This is a genomic window from Bacillus sp. ILBB4, assembly GCF_035064545.1.
Taxonomy (GTDB): domain Bacteria; phylum Bacillota; class Bacilli; order Bacillales; family Bacillaceae_H; genus Priestia.
Genome location: NZ_JAIQVD010000001.1, coordinates 114549 through 132636 on the forward strand (window position 1 = coordinate 114549; position 18088 = coordinate 132636).

The following is an 18088-nucleotide window of genomic DNA, read 5'->3' on the forward strand; positions in this document are numbered from 1 at the left end:
TAATACGGCTATGCAGCCATGCAGAGAGTGCACGTCGGAGTATACGTTGGTTTTTGAATGACACTTTTTAAGGAAGGCAAAGCCTGAATCAAAGGTGCTGGATCCTGCGCTTCTAGCGTCTTATAAAAAAGCTCTGACAGCTCTTTTCGTTCTTTTTCATTCCAAAAAGAATCTGTGGAAAATGGCTCCCCGTCTTTTTCTAACCGCTGCTTGGCACGATGCAAATTGCTTTTTACCGCTGTTTCTGACGTTTGTAAAATCGAAGCGATTTCTTTCAGCTGATAGCGGAATCCTTCTTTTAAGAAAAAGATTACCGCTTGCTTCGGCGTAAATTGGCTAATCAGCAGCTCGACCGAGTGTCCCTTACTATCAAACGTATGCTTTTCAGCTTGTTGTTCCAAAGCTTTTTCTTCGACTATTCCTTCACGCTTTCTTTTTCGCAGCAGGTCAATCCAGTGATGATACGCAATTTTTTTCAGCAGCGCAGAAGACAGATTATGCTCTTCACTTTTATATCGCTGAGCCTTTAAAAACGTTTCTTGGGCAATATCGTCTCCATCCCACACATTCTGCGCTAAAAAGCGACAGTACTGCTGCAATTTTGGGTAATGCTCGTTCCAGCAGGCATCGTCAAAGCTTTCTGTTTGTGTTTCGATTTTTTTTGAATGTGACATGATTTTCACTCCTTTTGCACTCTCTATTTACTAAACGATTAAAGGAAGTTCAAAAGATACGGGGGATCAAACTTTTTTACACATTATACGCTTAAGCAGCCATTTTTTTGTATTATAATGAAGATACTTTTATCTGAGGAGTCTAAAATAATATGCGAAGAAGACGATTATATGGCAAGAAGAAAACGAACAAACTTCACTATAAAGACTTAACCTGTGAACACCCTCAGCCTGTTTTGCCTATGAGCTATACAAGTGAAGCTCCTTTTTACTATTATGACGCGTCAGACGACGAAAGACAAAACGACTTTGAAATATATTCAGAGATTTGTATCATGAATCAAGAACATTTTTTCATTAGAGGCTGTGTTGAAATTCCTGTTCTTAATGAAGAAGAATTTTTCACTTGGAACATATGGGTTTCTTTAAGTGAAGAAAATTTCCGCCGAATGATAGATTTATGGGAAAGTGACAAAAGAGAAAATGAACCGCCTTATTTCGGCTGGTTTTCAGTTTCAATTCCAGGCTATCCGGAAACGTTAAATTTAAAAACAAAAGTGCATACAAGATCTGTTGGAACACGGCCGCTCATTGAATTAGAGCCGACCGATCACCCTTTAACCGTCGAGCAGCGGGAAGGGATAACGCTAGAGCGAATCAAAGACATACAAAAACAATTGACTTCGTATTAAAAAACCGAGACAGCCCCAGACTGTCTTGGTTTTTTACCTTTATGGCATGCGCTTTGCTCCGTGGTATTTAGGCGCCCAGTAGCTGTCTACTTTATAGTTTGTAATTTTCACGCCCTCAGATGTAGATACGTGAACGACGTAATCATTTCCAATATAGATAGATGGAATAAGCGAGCTTCCTTCAAAAAAGACGAGATCTCCTGGCTTCAAGTCAGATTTTGAAATGGTTTCTCCTGTTTCCCACTGCTGACTCGCATAGCGCGGAATGTCTTTTCCAGCTGCTTCTTTGTAAATGTATTGAACAAAACCAGCCGTATCAAAGCCTGTAGAAGGACTTGTCCCACCTTGTGCGTAAGGTACTTCTCCTACATATTTAAGAGATTCCGTCACAAATGGATTGTCTTTTGACAGTGATAAGTCATCGTAGCGTCTTGCTCCTGCGTACTTAGACGTCCAGTAGCTGCTTGTCAGGTAATCCACCGTCACATTTTCGCTGCGCTTGGCATGAATAAACTGATTGCCGCCTGCGTAGATGCCGACGTGTGAAATCCCTTCACGATACGTATCTTTAAAAAAGATAACGTCTCCTGGCTTTAAATCTGCGCGAGCAACTTCTTCTCCAACTTGCCACTGCTGATCGGTTGATCTCGGAAGGTACACGTCCGATGCGTGTTGAAATACATATGCAACAAATGCAGAACAGTCAAAGCCGTCCGTTGGCGACTCGCCTCCGAATACATATGGTGTACCGAGATGTTTTAATGCTTCTGCAATGACTTCATTATCTTTTGCAATTTCCGGTGCTCCTGTAATGCGCTTTGCTTTGGCGAAATGTGATGACCAATACGCGCTACTTGAAATGTTTTTCACCACAACTTTTCCATCTGAAGAAGATGCATAAATCATTTCATCGTCTCCGATATAAATAGCGGCTACGTTCACTTCACCGTTTTCATCCGTGTCAAAAAACAATACATCGCCTGCCTGCAGCTCGTTTTTATCGATATCTGTTCCAAGCTCTGACTGTTCTTTCACGGAACGAGGAAGCGTTGTATCAAGCGCTTGCTTAAACACATATTGAACGAAGCCAGAGCTGTCAAACCCTTCGCTTAGCGTCTCTCCTCCAGACGTGTAATCCGCTCCTTCATACGTTTTTGCTTTGTCAGCAATCACGTTTTCATCTGTTGCAGCCTGTACTTGCACAGCTTTTTCTGCAGGAAAAGCGCCTTCATAAAAAGTGGCAAGACTAAGTCCTAACGCTGTGACCATAAGAGGTTTCATTACTTTCATGTTTGTTCTCCTTTGTTTTTTATTTCATCCAAGAAGTTTTATATGTAAATGGTTCTCCTGTTAAAGTATGGTGCAGATGGATAGGAATTGGCTAGTACCTTTTGACTTAAATATGCTTCCCTTCCAAAGTCCTGTAAAAAATCCAGAAAAAAACTCGGCGCATATTACGCCGAGTTTTTTTATTTCATGCCCACCTGGATATTTGCTGCTTTTTGTTTTTGACGTAAATTTGCAATCCACTTGTAATAAAGTGTAATCAAAAGAACAAAAATCCCAAGCGCAAAGTACAGTTTTGAATACCCTAAAGCACCTGCTGCAATTCCTAATACAAATGAACCAACCGCAATACCGCTATCATAAAACGTAAAGAATGTAGCAGTTGCATATGCGCTTCGGTGAGCAGGCGCCGCTTGAATCGCAAGCGTTTGGAAGCTAGGAAGCAGCGTTCCGTAGCCTAGTCCTACTAACGCACCTGAAAACAGCAGCATCCAAGAAGAATGTGTAAAGCTTAAGCTAAATAGACCAATCGCAAAGACAATACATGATGGAATAATCACAATGTTTGGGCCAGATTTATCAAATAATCTTCCTGTAAACGGTCGTGAAATCAGCATCGCAGCTGCGAACACGACAAAGAAAAAGCTTGCTGTTTTAATCAATCCAAGCGACTGTGCGTACACAGAAATAAAAGAAATAATACTTGCATACGAAAAAGAAACGAGTATACCTACAGATGAAATCGGCATGGATTTCTTTTCAAACAAATCGCTCAGTGAAAATGATTTCTTTACTGACGGAGCAGCGTTTTCTTGAAGATTTTTGACCATCATTCCGCACAGCCAGCCAACGAGCATAATCACGCCAAATACAAGGAAAATAATGTTGTATGCCATGTACTGATGAAGCGTTAGTGCTAAAAACGGCCCTGCAACAACGGCTAAGTTCATTGACATTCCGAAGTAGCCAAGTCCTTCTCCTCGTCGCTTAGCGGGAACTAAATCCGCTGCAATCGCTCCGGTGACGGTTGTCGCTAAGCTGAATGAAATTCCTTGGAAGAAACGCAGTAATAAAAGCACGTTAAAATGGTGGATAAGCATATACAAGAAGGAAGAAAGCGCAAAAATGAGGGTACTAAATACAAGCGTTTTTTTCTTTCCAATGTTTTCAATGACTTTCCCTGAAAATGGTCTAACAATAATCGCAGATAATAAAAAGATGGTAATAACAAGCCCTGCCTGCGTACTCGTGCCGTCTAAGGCGTCTAATACATAAATCGGCAGCAGCGTCAGCAATGCATAAAACACGACAAAAATAAAAAAGTTGGTAATCGCAATGCTGATAAAGCTTTTAGTCCAGATTGGCTCCTGCTGGTTCGTCATTCATTTCACCCTTTTCTGTAGATTTACAAATTTTCTTTAATAACGAGATAAGCTGATCTTGTTCGCTGTCGGATAAAGCAATCAGCAAATTTTCCTCTAAACGTTCAATTTCTTGCTGAATTTCCGGAAGCTTTTTCTTCGCTTGAGGAGATAAATAAACGATGCGCTCTCGTTTATCACTGCCTGCTTTTCGAACGATCCATCCGCTTTTTTCAAGCCTTGTTAACGTGCGGGTAACCGTTGGCGCTTCGACATTTAAATACTGCCAAATCTCTGTTTGCGTCATTGAGCCGAATCGCTTTAAACAAAATAAAATTGAATACTGTGAACTGTATAGCCCGTACGCCTTTAACACTTCATTTACTTCTTTAATAGACAATCTCGACTTTTGATGAAGTTCATGAAACACCAAGTTATTCACTTTTCCCACCTCACCTTTCTATTTTATTTACCTAGGTAACTAATTGTTCTTTTATTAGTATATGTGCTGCTACTTGATGTGTAAAGGCGTCTAAAAAGAGCGAAAACCAGCTTTTTTCTCTCATTTTCTACTAATGATTTACGCTTTCACTTCTGTTTTCTTATTCTTTCGTATCACGAAACTTTTTGTATATATTTACATGCACCTGCAAACTCTGTTAAAGAAGACGAAACAATATGCGGGAGGCTGGTATATGTTTTCACTGCGCGGCGATGCTCATAAAGTCTACCTTAAACTGAAAAAAGCGGCTCATCAAAACCAAAACGCAGAAGAAATTGATGAATTAGCGGAAATGGAAGAAATTCGGCAGCTTTACCTTACTCTCGGCAGCGCTACTTTGCGAAAAGTGTATTACCGAATGATCAAAGAAAAAAATGGCTCCGGCGTCATCCCTATCCTTGTTTCTGCCTTGCCTTGGCTCTTTTTTTTATTTTCCCAGCGGCTGCAGCAATTTTTATTTAAAGACGGCAGCTGGTTTTGGATTTTTTTTGTGGTGCTGTATGTTTTTATTCTCATTCCAAGCGTGTTCCTTCATTTCCGTGAACAATCGTGGGCTTCTGTTCATATTGAAATTATTCAAGACATTTTAAAAGACCGTGAAAAAGAGCCGAACCCCCTTTAAGGTCCGGCTGTTTTTTACCTATTATGAAATAGCTTGTCTGCTTTCTACGTCTCGACCTAACTTTCTTTTGATACGCTGCAGCGCGTTGTCAATTGACTTGACGTGCGTATTTAATTCTTTCGAAATTTCAGCGTATGAATGGCCGTCCATGTACAGCGTCAATGCTTTTCTTTCCAATTCACTTAGTGTTTCCGCAATTTTTAACTCGCGGTCTTCCACTTTTTCTTGATGAATCAGCACCGCTTCCGGGTTAGCAATTTGATCGCCAGGAATCATATCCATCAGCGTATAGTTTGATTCTTCATCATACAGAGGCTTGTCCAATGAAATGTACGAATTTAACGGACCGTGTTTTTGACGAGTAGCCGTTTTAATTGCCGTAATGATTTGTCTTGTGATACATAACTCCGCAAACCCTTTAAAAGATGTTAGCTTGTCTTCGTTAAAGTCGCGAATTGCTTTGTACAGTCCAATCATTCCTTCTTGGACGATATCTTCTTTTTCAGCACCAATCAAAAAGTATTTTCTTGCTTTACCCCTCACAAGATTTTGATACTTGTTGATTAAATACTCTAATGATTTTTCGTCTCCACTATGAACCATTTCAACCAAAACATGATCTTCTAACATAGCATAATTTTGAACTTTTTCAATTACGATGCCTACGCTCACTCATATCCCCCCGTTACACTTAGTTGAGTTTTGATGTGTTCTAAACTGATGCATGATCTACTTGTTACGACGCTACTGCAATACGGTCCAGAAACGTAAAAAGCGTACAGAGTAAACTGTCGCTTTCCTCTCTCACTTTATGCTCCCCTGCATCTTTCTATAATCTATTATAAAGAAGTATAACCGATAAAAATCAAAAAGGTTGTCGAAATATGAAAGTGTTTGCAAAAAAAATCAATTTTTATAGAAAATTCACACAAATCACTTTATTATTTCATATAGTGACGGCAATCTGTAAAAAAAGCAATAAAAAAATACTTCCATATGAAATAAACTTACTCAAGCAGAGTAAGTCGAAGTTGCAGATGATACTGCGCATATAGGATTAGTTGCCTTCCGGCTTATCAGCATTTTTTGTTCCCTTGCTTTTATAAGGCTTTGCATTTTTCTTCTTTTTTGCACTCGCCTGCCAGCGGTTCCACCCTTTTTTGCCGGTGCCTCGCCCCGTGCCGCCTTTACCTTTTGCTTTACTCATACGTATTCCTCCGTTACCTGCGTGTTTGCTACAATAAAAAAAGACCCCGTCCAAAGTCGGAGTCTTTTTTGGATTGCATAAAATTATGCTTTTACAACGTTAGCAGCTTGTGCACCGCGTTGACCTTGCTCGATGTCGAAAGTCACTTTTTGACCTTCATCTAAAGATTTGAATCCGTCGCCTTGAATTGCGCTGAAATGTACGAATACATCTTCTCCGCCTTCAATTTCGATGAAACCGAAACCTTTTTCTGCATTAAACCATTTTACTGTACCTTCAGTCATACTATTTCCTCCAGTGGTGGAATTACTCCACGCATATATTACTACCCTTGCTCAATCGTACTATTTCCAGATAAAAATTTCTATTGAAGAATATTTCTCTTCTTTCAATTTCATACCGAACAAAAATAATTAACCTTAGTGTAACATATCAATTTAGAAATAGCAAGTTTCTGTTCTAAGACAGACTTTATACTAATTACGTATCTGCTAAAAGCCTACGGGCAGCTTTGAGGATACCAACATATCTGGATTGTGATGCGGCATAAGGTTTTTTCATTCAGCAATATGTATCATCTCCACAAAAATAAATATTTTATATCCTGCTTTCTAAGAACTATGCCACTTATAAATGGACATGCACATTTTTTATCAATTTACTTTCTACTCTCTTTCCACCCACGCAATAAAATAACCATTAATTACAAAAAAAAGATAATAATAGTATATAATGATACGTGATTTATAGCTAAGGAGGAACAACATGATTCGTGAACGATCACTTTTGATAAAAGGACTCACCTTTTTACTAGCTGTTTTTATTTTAAACATCCCTTTTCCTAACTCAACGCCGCTCAGTCATTCTGTCTTTTCTTTTTTAGGTCTTCCCATCTATGGAGATGAAGAAACAATGACGGGAATTCAATACGCTAGCAATGCATGGGGAATTATACTTTTACTTGGTCTTTTTGCCCTTTACAAAAGTTTAAATCGTCATCGTTTAAAACTAACGATTTTAGCTGCGTTTATTGTCATATCGGGTCCTGGTCATATGGTTGAAGCGATGCAAAAAACCGTATTACCAGGTATGTATGTCGTTTCTTACGATGCAGAAAACAGCATTTGTACATTTGAGAGAAATAAAGAAGAAACCGTATTAACGGGCACCTGTGACCTTTCATTTGAAAATCACAGCTCAAAACCCGTTACGTTTGAAGTAGCACTGGATGAGCGCTCCTATTTTAAAGAAGATACCCCTTTTTTACTTATGATGAATAAGCCTAGGCTTCATACTGTTACGTTGGAACCAAAGACGTACCAAACTGTCGAAATCACTTCCTCTGTCAAAGCAGCAGACTTTCCTTCTAAAATCTCTATGAGTGAAGTAAACGGTTTTCATGTAAACATTTATCAAAACGGGAAAAAGCGTTATTTATAAGCATAGAAAAAGCCCTTATAGGGCTTTTGAAATGAGTGAATTACCAGCCAAAGCCTCCGCCATAGCAGCTGCAGCCGATGATCACTAATAAAATAAATAATACAACTAATAAAGCAAAACCAGATCCATGACCATATCCAGCGTTTCCAGACATACGAACACTTCCTTTTCTTTAGTTACTCTTTCCTCAAGAAAAACGCCGTTTGCATTTCGCTTGAGTTGGATTATCTTATGCCTGAACACGCCGTTTTGACTCTGGTTTTTTCTTTTTTCTTTTTCCTTCTTGCCATGCACCTCATTATTAAAAGAAGAAAACAGCCTAAGAAAAGCGCTGACTTCGGTTCTTCTCCTCTGTCCAAAAGAGATTAAGGCATAACGAAATGAATCCAATCTAAAGACGAACAAATGAGATACATGAGCTGAAACTTACGTTCACCATACCAATAAAAAAATCCGAACGCGTTACATTCATCGTTCGGATCTTCTCCTTAAACTAAAATGCTTTATAGCCTCTCTTACAAAATCATTTATTTCACTAGCTTACGTCTTTCAGAAGACCGTACTTCCGCACGCTTTCCGATACCTAGTACATAGTAGCTCAGTACGACAATAGCTAAAAAGATAATGCCGACAATCAGCGATATGCGCGTTTCATCATTAAACCACATGCCTACAAGCACCATAAGTAAAAACGCAATGGTTACGTAGTTCGTCACAGGAGCAAAAGGCATTTTAAATGGATGTTGATCCATCGCCGCTCCTTTTGCTTTTCGAAAACGAATTTGACTGATGAGAATCACAAACCACGGAATCATACCTGGAAGCACGCTCGCACTGTACACGTACACAAAAACGTTTGGCGGTGCAATATAATTTAAGACAACGCCCGCCGCTAAGCCAATCATCACCGCAACGGTACTATAAATAGGCACACCGTTTCGAGAAACCTTTGTAAAAAAGGCTGGAGCCTGACCGTTTATACCTAGCGTGTAAAGCATACGTCCTGCACTGAAAATCCCGCTGTTGCATCCAGACATTGCTGCTGTGATGACAACAAAGTTAATAATGCCCGCCGCTGCTGTAATTCCTACTTTAGCAAACGTAGAAACAAACGGACTGCCGAGTGAATCCAGCTCGTTCCACGGATACACCGTTACAATCACAAAGATGGCGCCGATATAAAAAATTAAAATACGCCAAATTAAGCTTTGAATTGCACTTGTTAACGTTTTTTTAGGATCTTTTGCTTCTCCTGCTGTAATTCCAATAAGCTCTACTCCTTGATAGGCAGCAATAACAAGCGACAGGGCAAAGAAAAAGCCTGACCATCCGCCTGTAAAGAAACCGCCGTTTGCCCACAAATTCGACAGCCCAAGCGCTTCGCCGCCGTTTCCAAGACCGAAGAAAATAAGGCCAAGACCAGCAATAATCATGAGAACAATCGTAACAATTTTAATCATTGCAAACCAAAACTCAAACTCTCCAAATGATTTCACTGAAATTAAATTGGCCCCACCGAGAATGAGCATGGCGACAATTCCGGGAACCCACGCCGGTAAATGAGGGAACCAGTACTGCATATAAGCTCCGACTGCAATAATTTCTGCCATGCCGACAATCACCCATTGAAACCAGTTGCTCCAAGCCGTGATATAGCCAGCTAACGGGTGAATATATTTATGACCAAATGTCGCAAACGAACCCGTACTTGGCTCTAAATAGAGCATCTCACCCATTGCACGCATAATAAAGAAAATAAAAACGCCGCAAATAGCATACGCAAGCAGGACGGATGGCCCCGTCCATTTAATGGTGCTTGCTGAACCCATGAATAACCCTACCCCAATGGTTCCTCCAAGAGCAATCATTTGGATATGACGAGATTCAAGCCCTCTTTTTAACTCTTTGTTTGCCAATTTACTTCCTCCTAGCCCTCGTGATGATTTTCTCTTCTATTAAGAAATTCTTTTATTTCCCTGTCCTGATAGGGAACTATCATCTTTTTTCTTTTTCATAAAGAAGTACGAACATACCACAAATACAGCAATCAGCAGCGTGAGATAAAACTGAGTGCGAAGTGAATCAATAAATGCCATCGCAATAAAGATGCTTGTGATCGCCGCAATCGTTCCATACGTTAAATAAGGAAACAGCCACATTCTGATTTTTAATGCTTCCGGCTTTTCTTTTTCGTATTGCTTTCTCATGCGAAGCTGTGAAAAAGCAATAACAAGGTACACAAGAAGCGCTACGCCTCCCGATGCGTTTACTAAAAATAAAAAGATTTTATCAGGTGAAAGATAGTTAAAACCAACGCTGATGTAAGAAATCACGGTACATCCTACAATGGCATTAAACGGAATGCCTTTTTTATTCACTTTTAAAAACATGCGCGGCGCGTCTCCTTTTTGCGCCATTGAGTACAGCATACGAGAACTCGTGTATAGACCTGAATTTAAGCAAGAAAGAACGGCAGTCAGTACGATAAAGTTCATAATTTGAGCCGCTGCCGGAACGTTTACCAGCTCTAATATCGAAACGAACGGACTTTTCATCAAGCTTGAAGAATCCCACGGAAGAATGGTCACTAAAATTAAAATCGACCCAAGATAAAAAATTAAAATACGATAAATAACGGTATTTGTTGCGATGGTGATCGCTCGCTCAGGCTGAGCCGATTCTCCAGCGGCTGTTGCAACAATTTCTGTCCCCATAAAAGAAAACATGACAATCGCCACTCCTAAAAAGACGGAGCTGATTCCATTTGGAAGAAATCCTCCTCTATGAAGAAGGTTCGACGCTCCCGGAGACTCTACTCCCGGTATTAAACCGAGGATGATCGCTCCTCCTAAAAGTAAAAACAGTACTAAACTAACTACTTTAATAAGCGAAAACCAGTATTCAAATTCACCAAATGATTTAACAGAGTATAAGTTCGTTAAAGTTAGTAAAAACGTCAGGATCAGACTCACGCCCCAAGACGGTAAAGACGGAAACCAATATTGAATAATCGTTGAACCCGCAATCGCTTCAACTGCAATAACAATTACCCAGAAAAACCAGTACAGCCAGCCGATTGTGTAGCCAGCCCACGGTCCAAGCGCTTCTCTAGCATATGTAGCGAACGAGCCGCTTGAAGGATTAGCCGTAGACATTTCCCCCAGCATTCGCATAACTAAAATCACCAGCAAACCGGCAAACGCGTACGAAAAAATGGAACCAGGACCCGCTGCGTTAATGAGCGATCCGCTTCCAATGAACAAACCGGCACCAATGATTCCCCCTAAAGAAATCATGGTTATGTGTCGAATTTTTAATTCTTTTTTTAACTCAGGCGGTTGATGACTCATGTTAAAATCCTCCTTATAGGAACCGTCATTTAAAGAATTACACGTTCTTCGCATCGCGCGTTAAATATGTAAGCCCTTACAATAATGTGAACAAATAACTGCCGTTTTCCTACCCTCCTTTTATCTGTACATTCAAATGAAGCCTTCACTTAACGAAAAAGATAGCTTCATTCGACAAAAATTACTTTTCGAATTATATGATAATTTATATTGAACAGCTTTGTCTATTGTTTTTTTGAAAGGAAGATCATTTTAATTTACTAACGATAAACTCTTTCCCCTATCGTAATTCTTTACTTCAAAACATCTTTTCTTATATTTTACCAACACTCCTTTCTTTTCGTTTTGTTCAAAATTACTATAAAAGCCATAGATTCATTGGTTCTTTAAACAAAAGTGTTTATTTTTAATTTTTTTGAACATTTTTGTTAAAAAACTATGTACAAAACGAGAATAAGATGATTATAATACAGGTATAGGGTGTTGGAATATTAATTATGTTGCAAATTTTCTAAAAAAGGGGTAATGAAAATGAACACAATGAATATCAACGAAATCAAACAATACAAACACGAGCCTTTCACAGACTTTACGATTGCAGAAAACAAAGATGCATTTGAATCTGCATTAGAACTTGTACAATCAGAACTTGGCAAGGACTATCCTCTTGTAATTGGCGGAGAATTAATTACAACAGAAGATCAAATTCAGTCCATTAACCCAGCAAATAAAGCAGAAATTATCGGCCGCGTGTCAAAAGCAGATCAAGACTTGGCTGAAAAAGCAATGCAAGCAGCACTTTCTACCTTTAATACGTGGAAAAAAGAAGCGCCGGAAGCACGAGCAGATATTCTTTTCCGCGCAGCAGACATCATTCGCCGCCGCAAGCATGAATTTTCAGCTTACCTTGTGAAAGAAGCAGGAAAACCATGGAAAGAAGCAGATGCTGATACAGCAGAAGCAATTGACTTCCTTGAATACTACGCTCGCCAAATGGTGCAGCTAAAAGACGGTGCGCCTGTTGAGAGCCGCGAAGGTGAAGAAAATAAATTTAACTACATTCCGCTTGGTGTCGGGGTTATTATTTCACCGTTTAACTTCCCGTTAGCGATCATGGCAGGAACAGCTGCAGCAGCAATCGTAGCAGGAAATACAGTTCTATTAAAACCAGCTAACAACACACCGGTTATCGCAGCAAAATTTGTAGAAGTAATGAAAGAAGCTGGCCTTCCAGACGGCGTACTGAACTACGTGCCGGGAAGCGGAAGCGAAATTGGCGACTATTTAGTAGATCATCCAAAAACACGCTTCGTTTCATTTACAGGTTCGCGTGAAGTAGGCTGCCGCATCTATGAACGCGCAGCAAAAGTACAGCCTGGTCAAATCTGGCTAAAACGCGTTATTGCTGAAATGGGCGGTAAAGACACGGTCGTTGTAGATAAAGATGCTGATTTAGATTTAGCTGCTTCTTCTATTGTGTATTCAGCATTTGGCTTCTCTGGACAAAAGTGTTCAGCAGGCTCTCGTGCAGTTGTTCACCAAGACGTATACGATATCGTTCTTGAAAAAGCAGTTGCGCTGACAAAAACATTAACAATGGGCAGTCCTGAAGATGTGAACACGTATATGGGACCTGTTATTGATCAGGCTTCTTTCAACAAAATTACAAAGTACATTGAAATCGGTAAAGAAGAAGGCCGTTTAATGACGGGCGGAGAAGCAGATGATTCAAAAGGCTACTTCATTCAGCCTACGATCATTGCAGATGTAGATGAAAAAGCACGCTTAATGCAAGAAGAAATCTTCGGCCCAGTCGTAGCATTCTGCAAAGCGCGCGACTTCGATCATATGATGGAAATTGCGAACAACACAGACTACGGCTTAACAGGTGCCCTTCTTTCAAATACGCCTGAGCACATCGAACGTGCAAAAGAAGAGTTCCACGTCGGAAACCTTTACTTCAACCGCGGTTGTACAGGTGCCATCGTTGGGTACCAGCCGTTTGGCGGATTTAATATGTCAGGAACAGATTCAAAAGCTGGCGGTCCTGATTACTTGATTCTGCACTTGCAAGCAAAAACAACAAGCACAACGCTTTAATACTCAGTAGAGCAGCCCTAGGCTGCTCTATCTTAAAACAACAAGGTATTTTTTCTATAGGGGGAGATATTTATGTTAGCAGAGGTATCTAAAAATGTGTTTCTTCACGCTTCCCAAAATAAAGCGCTAAACAAAGCGGCGAAAAAATGGGGTCTTCGCTTTGGTGCAGCTCAAGTGGTAGCTGGCGACACAATTGAACATGCGATTAAAAAAGTACGGGAATTGAATGAAAAAGGACTTGTTTGTACGCTTGATCATTTAGGGGAATTTGTTTCAAGCAGAGAAGAAGCTATCGAAGCAACTCAATATAATGTCAGAACGCTGGAAGCTATGGGGCAAGCCGGTGTAACGTGCAACTTATCTGTCAAAATGACGCAGCTTGGTTTGGATATTGACCGCAGTTTTTGCGTTGAGAACATGCGCCGCATTCTTGAAACGGCGAAAAAATACGATAACTTCGTCCGAATCGACATGGAAGACTACGCCCACTGTCAAATGACGCTAGATATTTTACGAGAGCTTCGCGAGACGTTTGATAATGTTGGAACGGTTATTCAAGCTTACCTGTTCCGCGCTGAACAAGACGTAAAAGAGCTAAAAGGCATTCCTCTTCGATTGGTAAAAGGCGCGTATCAAGAATCACCAACCGTGGCGTTTCAAGATAAAGCCCAAATTGACGAGAACTATATGCGAATTATTGAAGAGCACTTGCTGAGCGGAACATACACGGCTATTGCATCTCACGACCACCATATTATTGCAAAAGTAAAAGAGTTCGCTCACAAAAACAACATCCCGCGCACGCAGTTTGAATTTCAAATGCTGTACGGATTCCGCACAGACATGCAGCTTAGCCTTGCAAAAGAAGGCTATACAATGCGCGTATACGTTCCGTTTGGCAACGACTGGTTTGGCTACTTTATGCGCCGCTTAGCCGAAAGACCGCAAAACGTCGCATTTGCTTTAAAAGGATTCTTTTCTAAATAAGCAATCTATTCAGTAAGTATCATAATGAAAACGCTATCATTTCTTTGTACCCTTTGTAGATGCTTCTGCAAAGGGATTTTTTTATCCTATTTCTCTTCCCTTTCAGCATGTATTAAGTTAAAATATAAATACGAACAAATGTTCTTTTTATTACAAACGAAAAGGAGAGTACATATGAATCCTCTATCAAAATTAGCACTGCCTCCTAAGCTAGAACCTTATCGAAAAGAAATCGAAAAAACATGTAAGCCTTATGTCCACATCAATACGGTCATAAACAGTCCAAAATTATATGAAAGCAAGTTTGGCGGCAGCCCCTACCTTCCTCTAGAAGCGAATCATCCTCTTGATTCTCAGGGCAAGCCGATGCTGCTGATGGCACAAATCAATTTTTCTGAAGTTCCTTCCTATAAAAATATGCCCATTCAAGGCATGCTTCAATTTTTCATTTGCGGAGCTGATAATGAAAACGCCGGCGATATGTACGGACTTGACTTTGATCACCCTACGTCTCAAAAAGACTTTCGCGTCGTTTTTTACGAAGATGTAACAACCGACGAAAACAAGTTAACAACCGATTTTACGTATCTTGAAGACATTGACCGGGGTATGTTCCCTATTCCTCAAGAAGTAGGCTTACAGTTTGAAATAAAAAGCGAACCTGTGTCTCCTACTGACTATCAATATAACGATATAGAATCAGATTTATTTGACGATGAAGAAATTGAAGAAATCTACTGGGATGAGCTTACGGGCGAGTATCATAAAATGGGCGGATACGCTTTTTTCACTCAAAGCGATCCTCGAGACTACGATGAAGCGCTGCGTGCATACAACGTTCTGCTTCTTCAATTCGCCATGGACGACGAAGCGGATATTATGTTTGGTGATGCGGGAGTGGCCAATTTCTTCATTAAAGAAGAAGATCTTCGCAACCATAACTTTAGAGATGTTTTGTACAACTGGGACTGCTGTTAAAAAAAACGCCCTCTTAGAAAAGTATCTAGGAGGGCGTTTTTTCACATTATTATTACTACTCAGCCTGTTTTTCCGGTTCTTGCAGCATTCAGCGTTTCTTTAAACTGCTGTAGCGCTTTTACATCTGCAAATGCGCTTATAGGAATAACATATCCGCTCATTGCACTAACAAGGATAAAGATATGTTCATCTGTTTCTTTAATTTGAGTGATGCTTGACCAAGGAGTCTTCACTTCTCCTTTTGAGCTTTTCTCTACCAAGCCATCTTCCGTAACCATCATAGTATGCTTACCCGTCAGAGTGCTGTTACCTTCTTCATTCATCACCTTTATAATGTTCTTTTTAATACTGCCGTAAAAATACTTCGGATAAAATAAAAACCAAAGCACCGCAAGCAGCGCAAACGCTACGAACATGCCAAGTAAAAATTCTCCTTCAACCCACGAAACAAGCAAAGGAATAAGAAGAAAAATAAGCGACATCCATCGCTGAACTCTCAGCACTTTTTGTACTCTTTCCGAATGTTGAGCGTGATACATGTTAAAAGCTACGTAATCATCTTTTGTTAACGTATAATGATATTCCATATTAATCTCCAATTCTCCTAAATAACAACAAAAAAAATATACCTCATTTGGTGTTATATGTATATAACACAATAAGTTTTTCTTATAAAAAGCATCATCTTTTTGTCATTTATTTACACGTACACATCACGTAAACTTAACTAGTACTCTACTATTTAAGGAGGAATGTTTATGACTTTTACACTGACGCATATTGATCATATTCAGCTAGCTGCACCCCCGAATTCAGAAAGCGAAGCACGACACTTTTTCGGAACCGTTCTTGGCTTAACAGAAGTCAAAAAGCCGGAAAGTCTAAAAAAGCGCGGCGGCGTGTGGTTTGAATTTGGTTCTTATCAGCTGCATATTGGTGTTGAACCTACCTTTTCACCCGCAAAAAAAGCGCATCCAGGCTTTCACGTTAAAAATCTACCTGCGTTCAAAGATCATCTGACTAGCTTCGGTATTTCTTTTATAGAAGACAAAAACATTACCGGTGTCGAAAGAATTTATGTGACTGATCCTTTTGGCAACCGAATGGAGTTCTTAGAGAAAGTGAATCTCCCTTTTTCCAACTGAATGTTCGGCAAAACAAGAGCTCTTATTTAAGAGCTCTTGTTTTCTTTTGGTCCTTCTTTTTGCTTTTCTTTCCACAGCATGTACAGCAACACCCCTAGCACACAAAATGCCACGCCAAACATTGTTAAAGGAAATAAAAATGTATTAATAAAATGATGATAAACCCATGAGTCGTTCATCTAACCAGCTCCAACACGCACCGTTTTTTTACAGTATGCCCTAATATAAACTTTTTTATGTGGCGTTAAATATCATGGTTTCTATCATATTTCTATTTCTTTTTAATAGAGTAAATAGTAGATACATAACATTCTCCTCTTAGAGTTCTCATCCGCTGATTTCAAAATTTTATTAGAGGAGGTTTACTCTATGAAAAACAAGTTCACTGAAAAGCCTAAAAAGCTTTTTTGGATCCTTTCTTATAAATCATTAATTATCGCTATACTATTTGTTCTCTTAACATCTGCCGCTATTTTTACCGTCACGTATTCAACTCTTCAGCATACGCTGCGCTCAAACGTTGTCTATCAAGCACTATCAAATTATAAAGCCCAAAGCTTGTTCTACTTCATGCGTACGGAAAACCATCATTTCTCTCATGCCTTTGAAGAAGACTTCTCCCCGCCTCCTCTCTCTTCTGTCGCCCTGCAGCTTGCGACGAATATTCGCGTGGCAGATACAAGAAGTCTATTTGGATCAGAACTGCCCGGATTTTCTATTTTTGATTCTCATATTCTATTAGCCGGTGAAGGAACGGATTATACCACGATTCCTCATGAATCGGCTCCTCCGCTCGAAAGCATTTCAGGCGAGCGTGATTTGGATCCTGCTGAAAGCAAAACGTACGAAGAAAGCAAAAAACAGTCTCAAACACAGGCCAAGCAAAGTACGGGAGACAAAAAAGTTGTGTACATCTACCACACGCACAGCTGGGAATCTTATTTCCCTTTACTTGGTATGCAAGGTGAAGCGAACGAAAATAAAGCCGTTGATAACAAAACCAACATCACGCTCGTTGGTCAAATGCTAGGAATGGAATTAAAAGCAGACGGAATCGGTTCGGAAGTAGATACAACTAATATGACGCAAAAGCTGAATGAAAAAGGCTGGGGTACAGGACGAGCCTATGCGATGTCTCGCAGCGTGGTGGAAACGGCTCTTCAGCAAAACAAAGACGTCGATTATTTAATTGATATTCATCGGGATTCACTGCGCCAAGAAAAAACAACGGCCGCTATCAACGGAAAATCGTACGCTAAAATGATGATTGTATTAGGTGAAGCAAACCCGAAATTTGATGAAAACGTTAAAATGGCCAAAGCGATTCATGAAAAGCTAGAGGAAAAATATCCAGGCCTTAGCCGCGGAGTATTAAGCAAAAAGAAAACAAGCGGCAATAACGGGTTATATAATCAAGACTTATCCGACCGCTCCATTTTAATTGAAGTAGGCGGCGTCGATAACAATATGGAAGAACTTACAAACACTGTCAAAGCCTTTTCAGATGTGTTCAGCGAGTATTACTGGCAAGCTGAAAAAGTGAATGCGCAGTAAATAAAAACTAGCTACCCCAGGTAGCTAGTTTTTGTTTTTATGAGAGTCACGCTTCTCCTCTTCTTCACACGCCAAGCACACAAGCTTCCCTTCAACAACCACACCGTTTAAAAAGCCCTCTAAACAGTACACATTTTTTTGACATACTGTGCAGATTCCAACGTACTCTTTCACGAATTTCTCACTCCT

At 40.0% G+C, this 18088-nt stretch carries 21 protein-coding genes; 8 read left to right on the forward strand and 13 right to left on the reverse strand.

Annotation, left to right across the window (positions count from 1 at the left end; translation table 11 throughout):
• Positions 1–8 precede the first annotated feature (8 nt).
• Entirely contained in the window at positions 9–674 is a 666-nt protein-coding gene (locus tag LAV82_RS00705) for a sigma-70 family RNA polymerase sigma factor (protein ID WP_499715432.1), read from the reverse strand.
• 152 nt (positions 675–826) lie between these two features.
• Between LAV82_RS00705 and LAV82_RS00710 the strand changes: the two genes are divergently transcribed.
• Positions 827–1366 carry a DUF2199 domain-containing protein gene (locus tag LAV82_RS00710; RefSeq protein ID WP_499715433.1) on the forward strand — a complete coding sequence of 180 codons (540 nt, stop codon included), beginning with the start codon at positions 827–829 and terminating at the stop codon, positions 1364–1366.
• Positions 1367–1405: 39 nt separating this feature from the next.
• Here the strand turns inward: LAV82_RS00710 and LAV82_RS00715 are convergent, their stop codons facing one another.
• From LAV82_RS00715 to LAV82_RS00725, 3 genes are all read right to left on the reverse strand, one after another.
• Positions 1406–2656 (reverse strand): C40 family peptidase, encoded by a 1251-nt coding sequence (locus LAV82_RS00715; RefSeq protein ID WP_053487639.1) that lies wholly within the window; start codon positions 2654–2656, stop codon positions 1406–1408.
• A gap of 179 nt (positions 2657–2835) precedes the next feature.
• Positions 2836–4035: an MFS transporter gene (locus LAV82_RS00720; protein ID WP_029323662.1), complete on the reverse strand. Its 1200-nt coding sequence runs from the start codon at positions 4033–4035 to the stop codon at positions 2836–2838.
• Complete coding sequence (locus LAV82_RS00725) at positions 4004–4456, reverse strand: MarR family winged helix-turn-helix transcriptional regulator (protein WP_013058498.1); 453 nt, start codon at positions 4454–4456, stop codon at positions 4004–4006. The genes LAV82_RS00720 and LAV82_RS00725 overlap by 32 nt, the downstream gene beginning before the upstream one ends.
• 253 nt (positions 4457–4709) lie before the next feature.
• On the opposite strand from LAV82_RS00725, the gene LAV82_RS00730 reads away from it, so the two are divergent.
• Positions 4710–5138 carry a hypothetical protein gene (locus LAV82_RS00730; RefSeq protein ID WP_499715435.1) on the forward strand — a complete coding sequence of 143 codons (429 nt, stop codon included), beginning with the start codon at positions 4710–4712 and terminating at the stop codon, positions 5136–5138.
• A gap of 21 nt (positions 5139–5159) precedes the next feature.
• On the opposite strand, the gene sigH is transcribed toward LAV82_RS00730, so the two are convergent.
• From sigH to LAV82_RS00745, 3 genes are all read right to left on the reverse strand, one after another.
• On the reverse strand, positions 5160–5810 hold the full coding sequence (gene sigH / locus LAV82_RS00735) for an RNA polymerase sporulation sigma factor SigH (RefSeq protein ID WP_013058500.1): 651 nt from the start codon (positions 5808–5810) through the stop codon (positions 5160–5162).
• 385 nt (positions 5811–6195) lie between these two features.
• Positions 6196–6351, reverse strand: coding sequence for a DUF3934 family protein (locus tag LAV82_RS00740; RefSeq protein WP_162837669.1), 156 nt, complete (start codon positions 6349–6351; stop codon positions 6196–6198).
• Positions 6352–6428: 77 nt separating this feature from the next.
• A complete protein-coding gene (locus LAV82_RS00745; protein ID WP_013058502.1) occupies positions 6429–6629 on the reverse strand; it encodes a cold-shock protein in 201 nt (66 codons plus the stop codon).
• Between the two features lie 481 nt (positions 6630–7110).
• Here LAV82_RS00745 and LAV82_RS00750 point away from each other — a divergent pair, with 481 nt between their 5' ends.
• The gene (locus LAV82_RS00750) at positions 7111–7785 is read left to right on the forward strand and encodes a hypothetical protein (RefSeq protein ID WP_013058503.1); all 675 of its coding nucleotides are present in this window, start codon (positions 7111–7113) and stop codon (positions 7783–7785) included.
• Positions 7786–7825: 40 nt separating this feature from the next.
• On the opposite strand, the gene LAV82_RS00755 is transcribed toward LAV82_RS00750, so the two are convergent.
• The 3 genes from LAV82_RS00755 to LAV82_RS00765 form a co-directional block, all read right to left on the reverse strand.
• Positions 7826–7939: a YjcZ family sporulation protein gene (locus LAV82_RS00755; RefSeq protein WP_013058504.1), complete on the reverse strand. Its 114-nt coding sequence runs from the start codon at positions 7937–7939 to the stop codon at positions 7826–7828.
• Between the two features lie 373 nt (positions 7940–8312).
• Positions 8313–9701, reverse strand: coding sequence for an amino acid permease (locus LAV82_RS00760; RefSeq protein WP_499715437.1), 1389 nt, complete (start codon positions 9699–9701; stop codon positions 8313–8315).
• Between the two features lie 39 nt (positions 9702–9740).
• On the reverse strand, positions 9741–11135 hold the full coding sequence (locus LAV82_RS00765) for an amino acid permease (RefSeq protein WP_211077536.1): 1395 nt from the start codon (positions 11133–11135) through the stop codon (positions 9741–9743).
• Between the two features lie 531 nt (positions 11136–11666).
• Here LAV82_RS00765 and pruA point away from each other — a divergent pair.
• The 3 genes from pruA (at position 11667) to LAV82_RS00780 (ending at position 15200) form a co-directional block, all read left to right on the forward strand.
• Positions 11667–13235 (forward strand): L-glutamate gamma-semialdehyde dehydrogenase, encoded by a 1569-nt coding sequence (gene pruA, locus LAV82_RS00770; RefSeq protein ID WP_013058508.1) that lies wholly within the window; start codon positions 11667–11669, stop codon positions 13233–13235.
• A gap of 72 nt (positions 13236–13307) precedes the next feature.
• Entirely contained in the window at positions 13308–14222 is a 915-nt protein-coding gene (locus LAV82_RS00775) for a proline dehydrogenase family protein (RefSeq protein ID WP_013058509.1), read from the forward strand.
• Positions 14223–14396: 174 nt separating this feature from the next.
• The gene (locus tag LAV82_RS00780) at positions 14397–15200 is read left to right on the forward strand and encodes a YwqG family protein (protein WP_499715439.1); all 804 of its coding nucleotides are present in this window, start codon (positions 14397–14399) and stop codon (positions 15198–15200) included.
• A gap of 59 nt (positions 15201–15259) precedes the next feature.
• Here LAV82_RS00780 and LAV82_RS00785 read toward each other — a convergent pair whose 3' ends face one another.
• On the reverse strand, positions 15260–15787 hold the full coding sequence (locus LAV82_RS00785; RefSeq protein WP_499715441.1) for a YcxB family protein: 528 nt from the start codon (positions 15785–15787) through the stop codon (positions 15260–15262).
• 171 nt (positions 15788–15958) lie between these two features.
• Between LAV82_RS00785 and LAV82_RS00790 the strand changes: the two genes are divergently transcribed.
• The gene (locus LAV82_RS00790; protein ID WP_013058512.1) at positions 15959–16345 is read left to right on the forward strand and encodes a VOC family protein; all 387 of its coding nucleotides are present in this window, start codon (positions 15959–15961) and stop codon (positions 16343–16345) included.
• A gap of 26 nt (positions 16346–16371) precedes the next feature.
• On the opposite strand, the gene LAV82_RS00795 is transcribed toward LAV82_RS00790, so the two are convergent.
• On the reverse strand, positions 16372–16524 hold the full coding sequence (locus LAV82_RS00795; RefSeq protein ID WP_013058513.1) for a hypothetical protein: 153 nt from the start codon (positions 16522–16524) through the stop codon (positions 16372–16374).
• A 190-nt stretch (positions 16525–16714) separates the two neighbouring features.
• Between LAV82_RS00795 and spoIIP the strand changes: the two genes are divergently transcribed.
• On the forward strand, positions 16715–17899 hold the full coding sequence (gene spoIIP / locus LAV82_RS00800; protein WP_499715443.1) for a stage II sporulation protein P: 1185 nt from the start codon (positions 16715–16717) through the stop codon (positions 17897–17899).
• A 24-nt stretch (positions 17900–17923) separates the two neighbouring features.
• On the opposite strand, the gene LAV82_RS00805 is transcribed toward spoIIP, so the two are convergent.
• On the reverse strand, positions 17924–18073 hold the full coding sequence (locus LAV82_RS00805; RefSeq protein ID WP_013058515.1) for a hypothetical protein: 150 nt from the start codon (positions 18071–18073) through the stop codon (positions 17924–17926).
• Positions 18074–18088 lie beyond the last annotated feature (15 nt).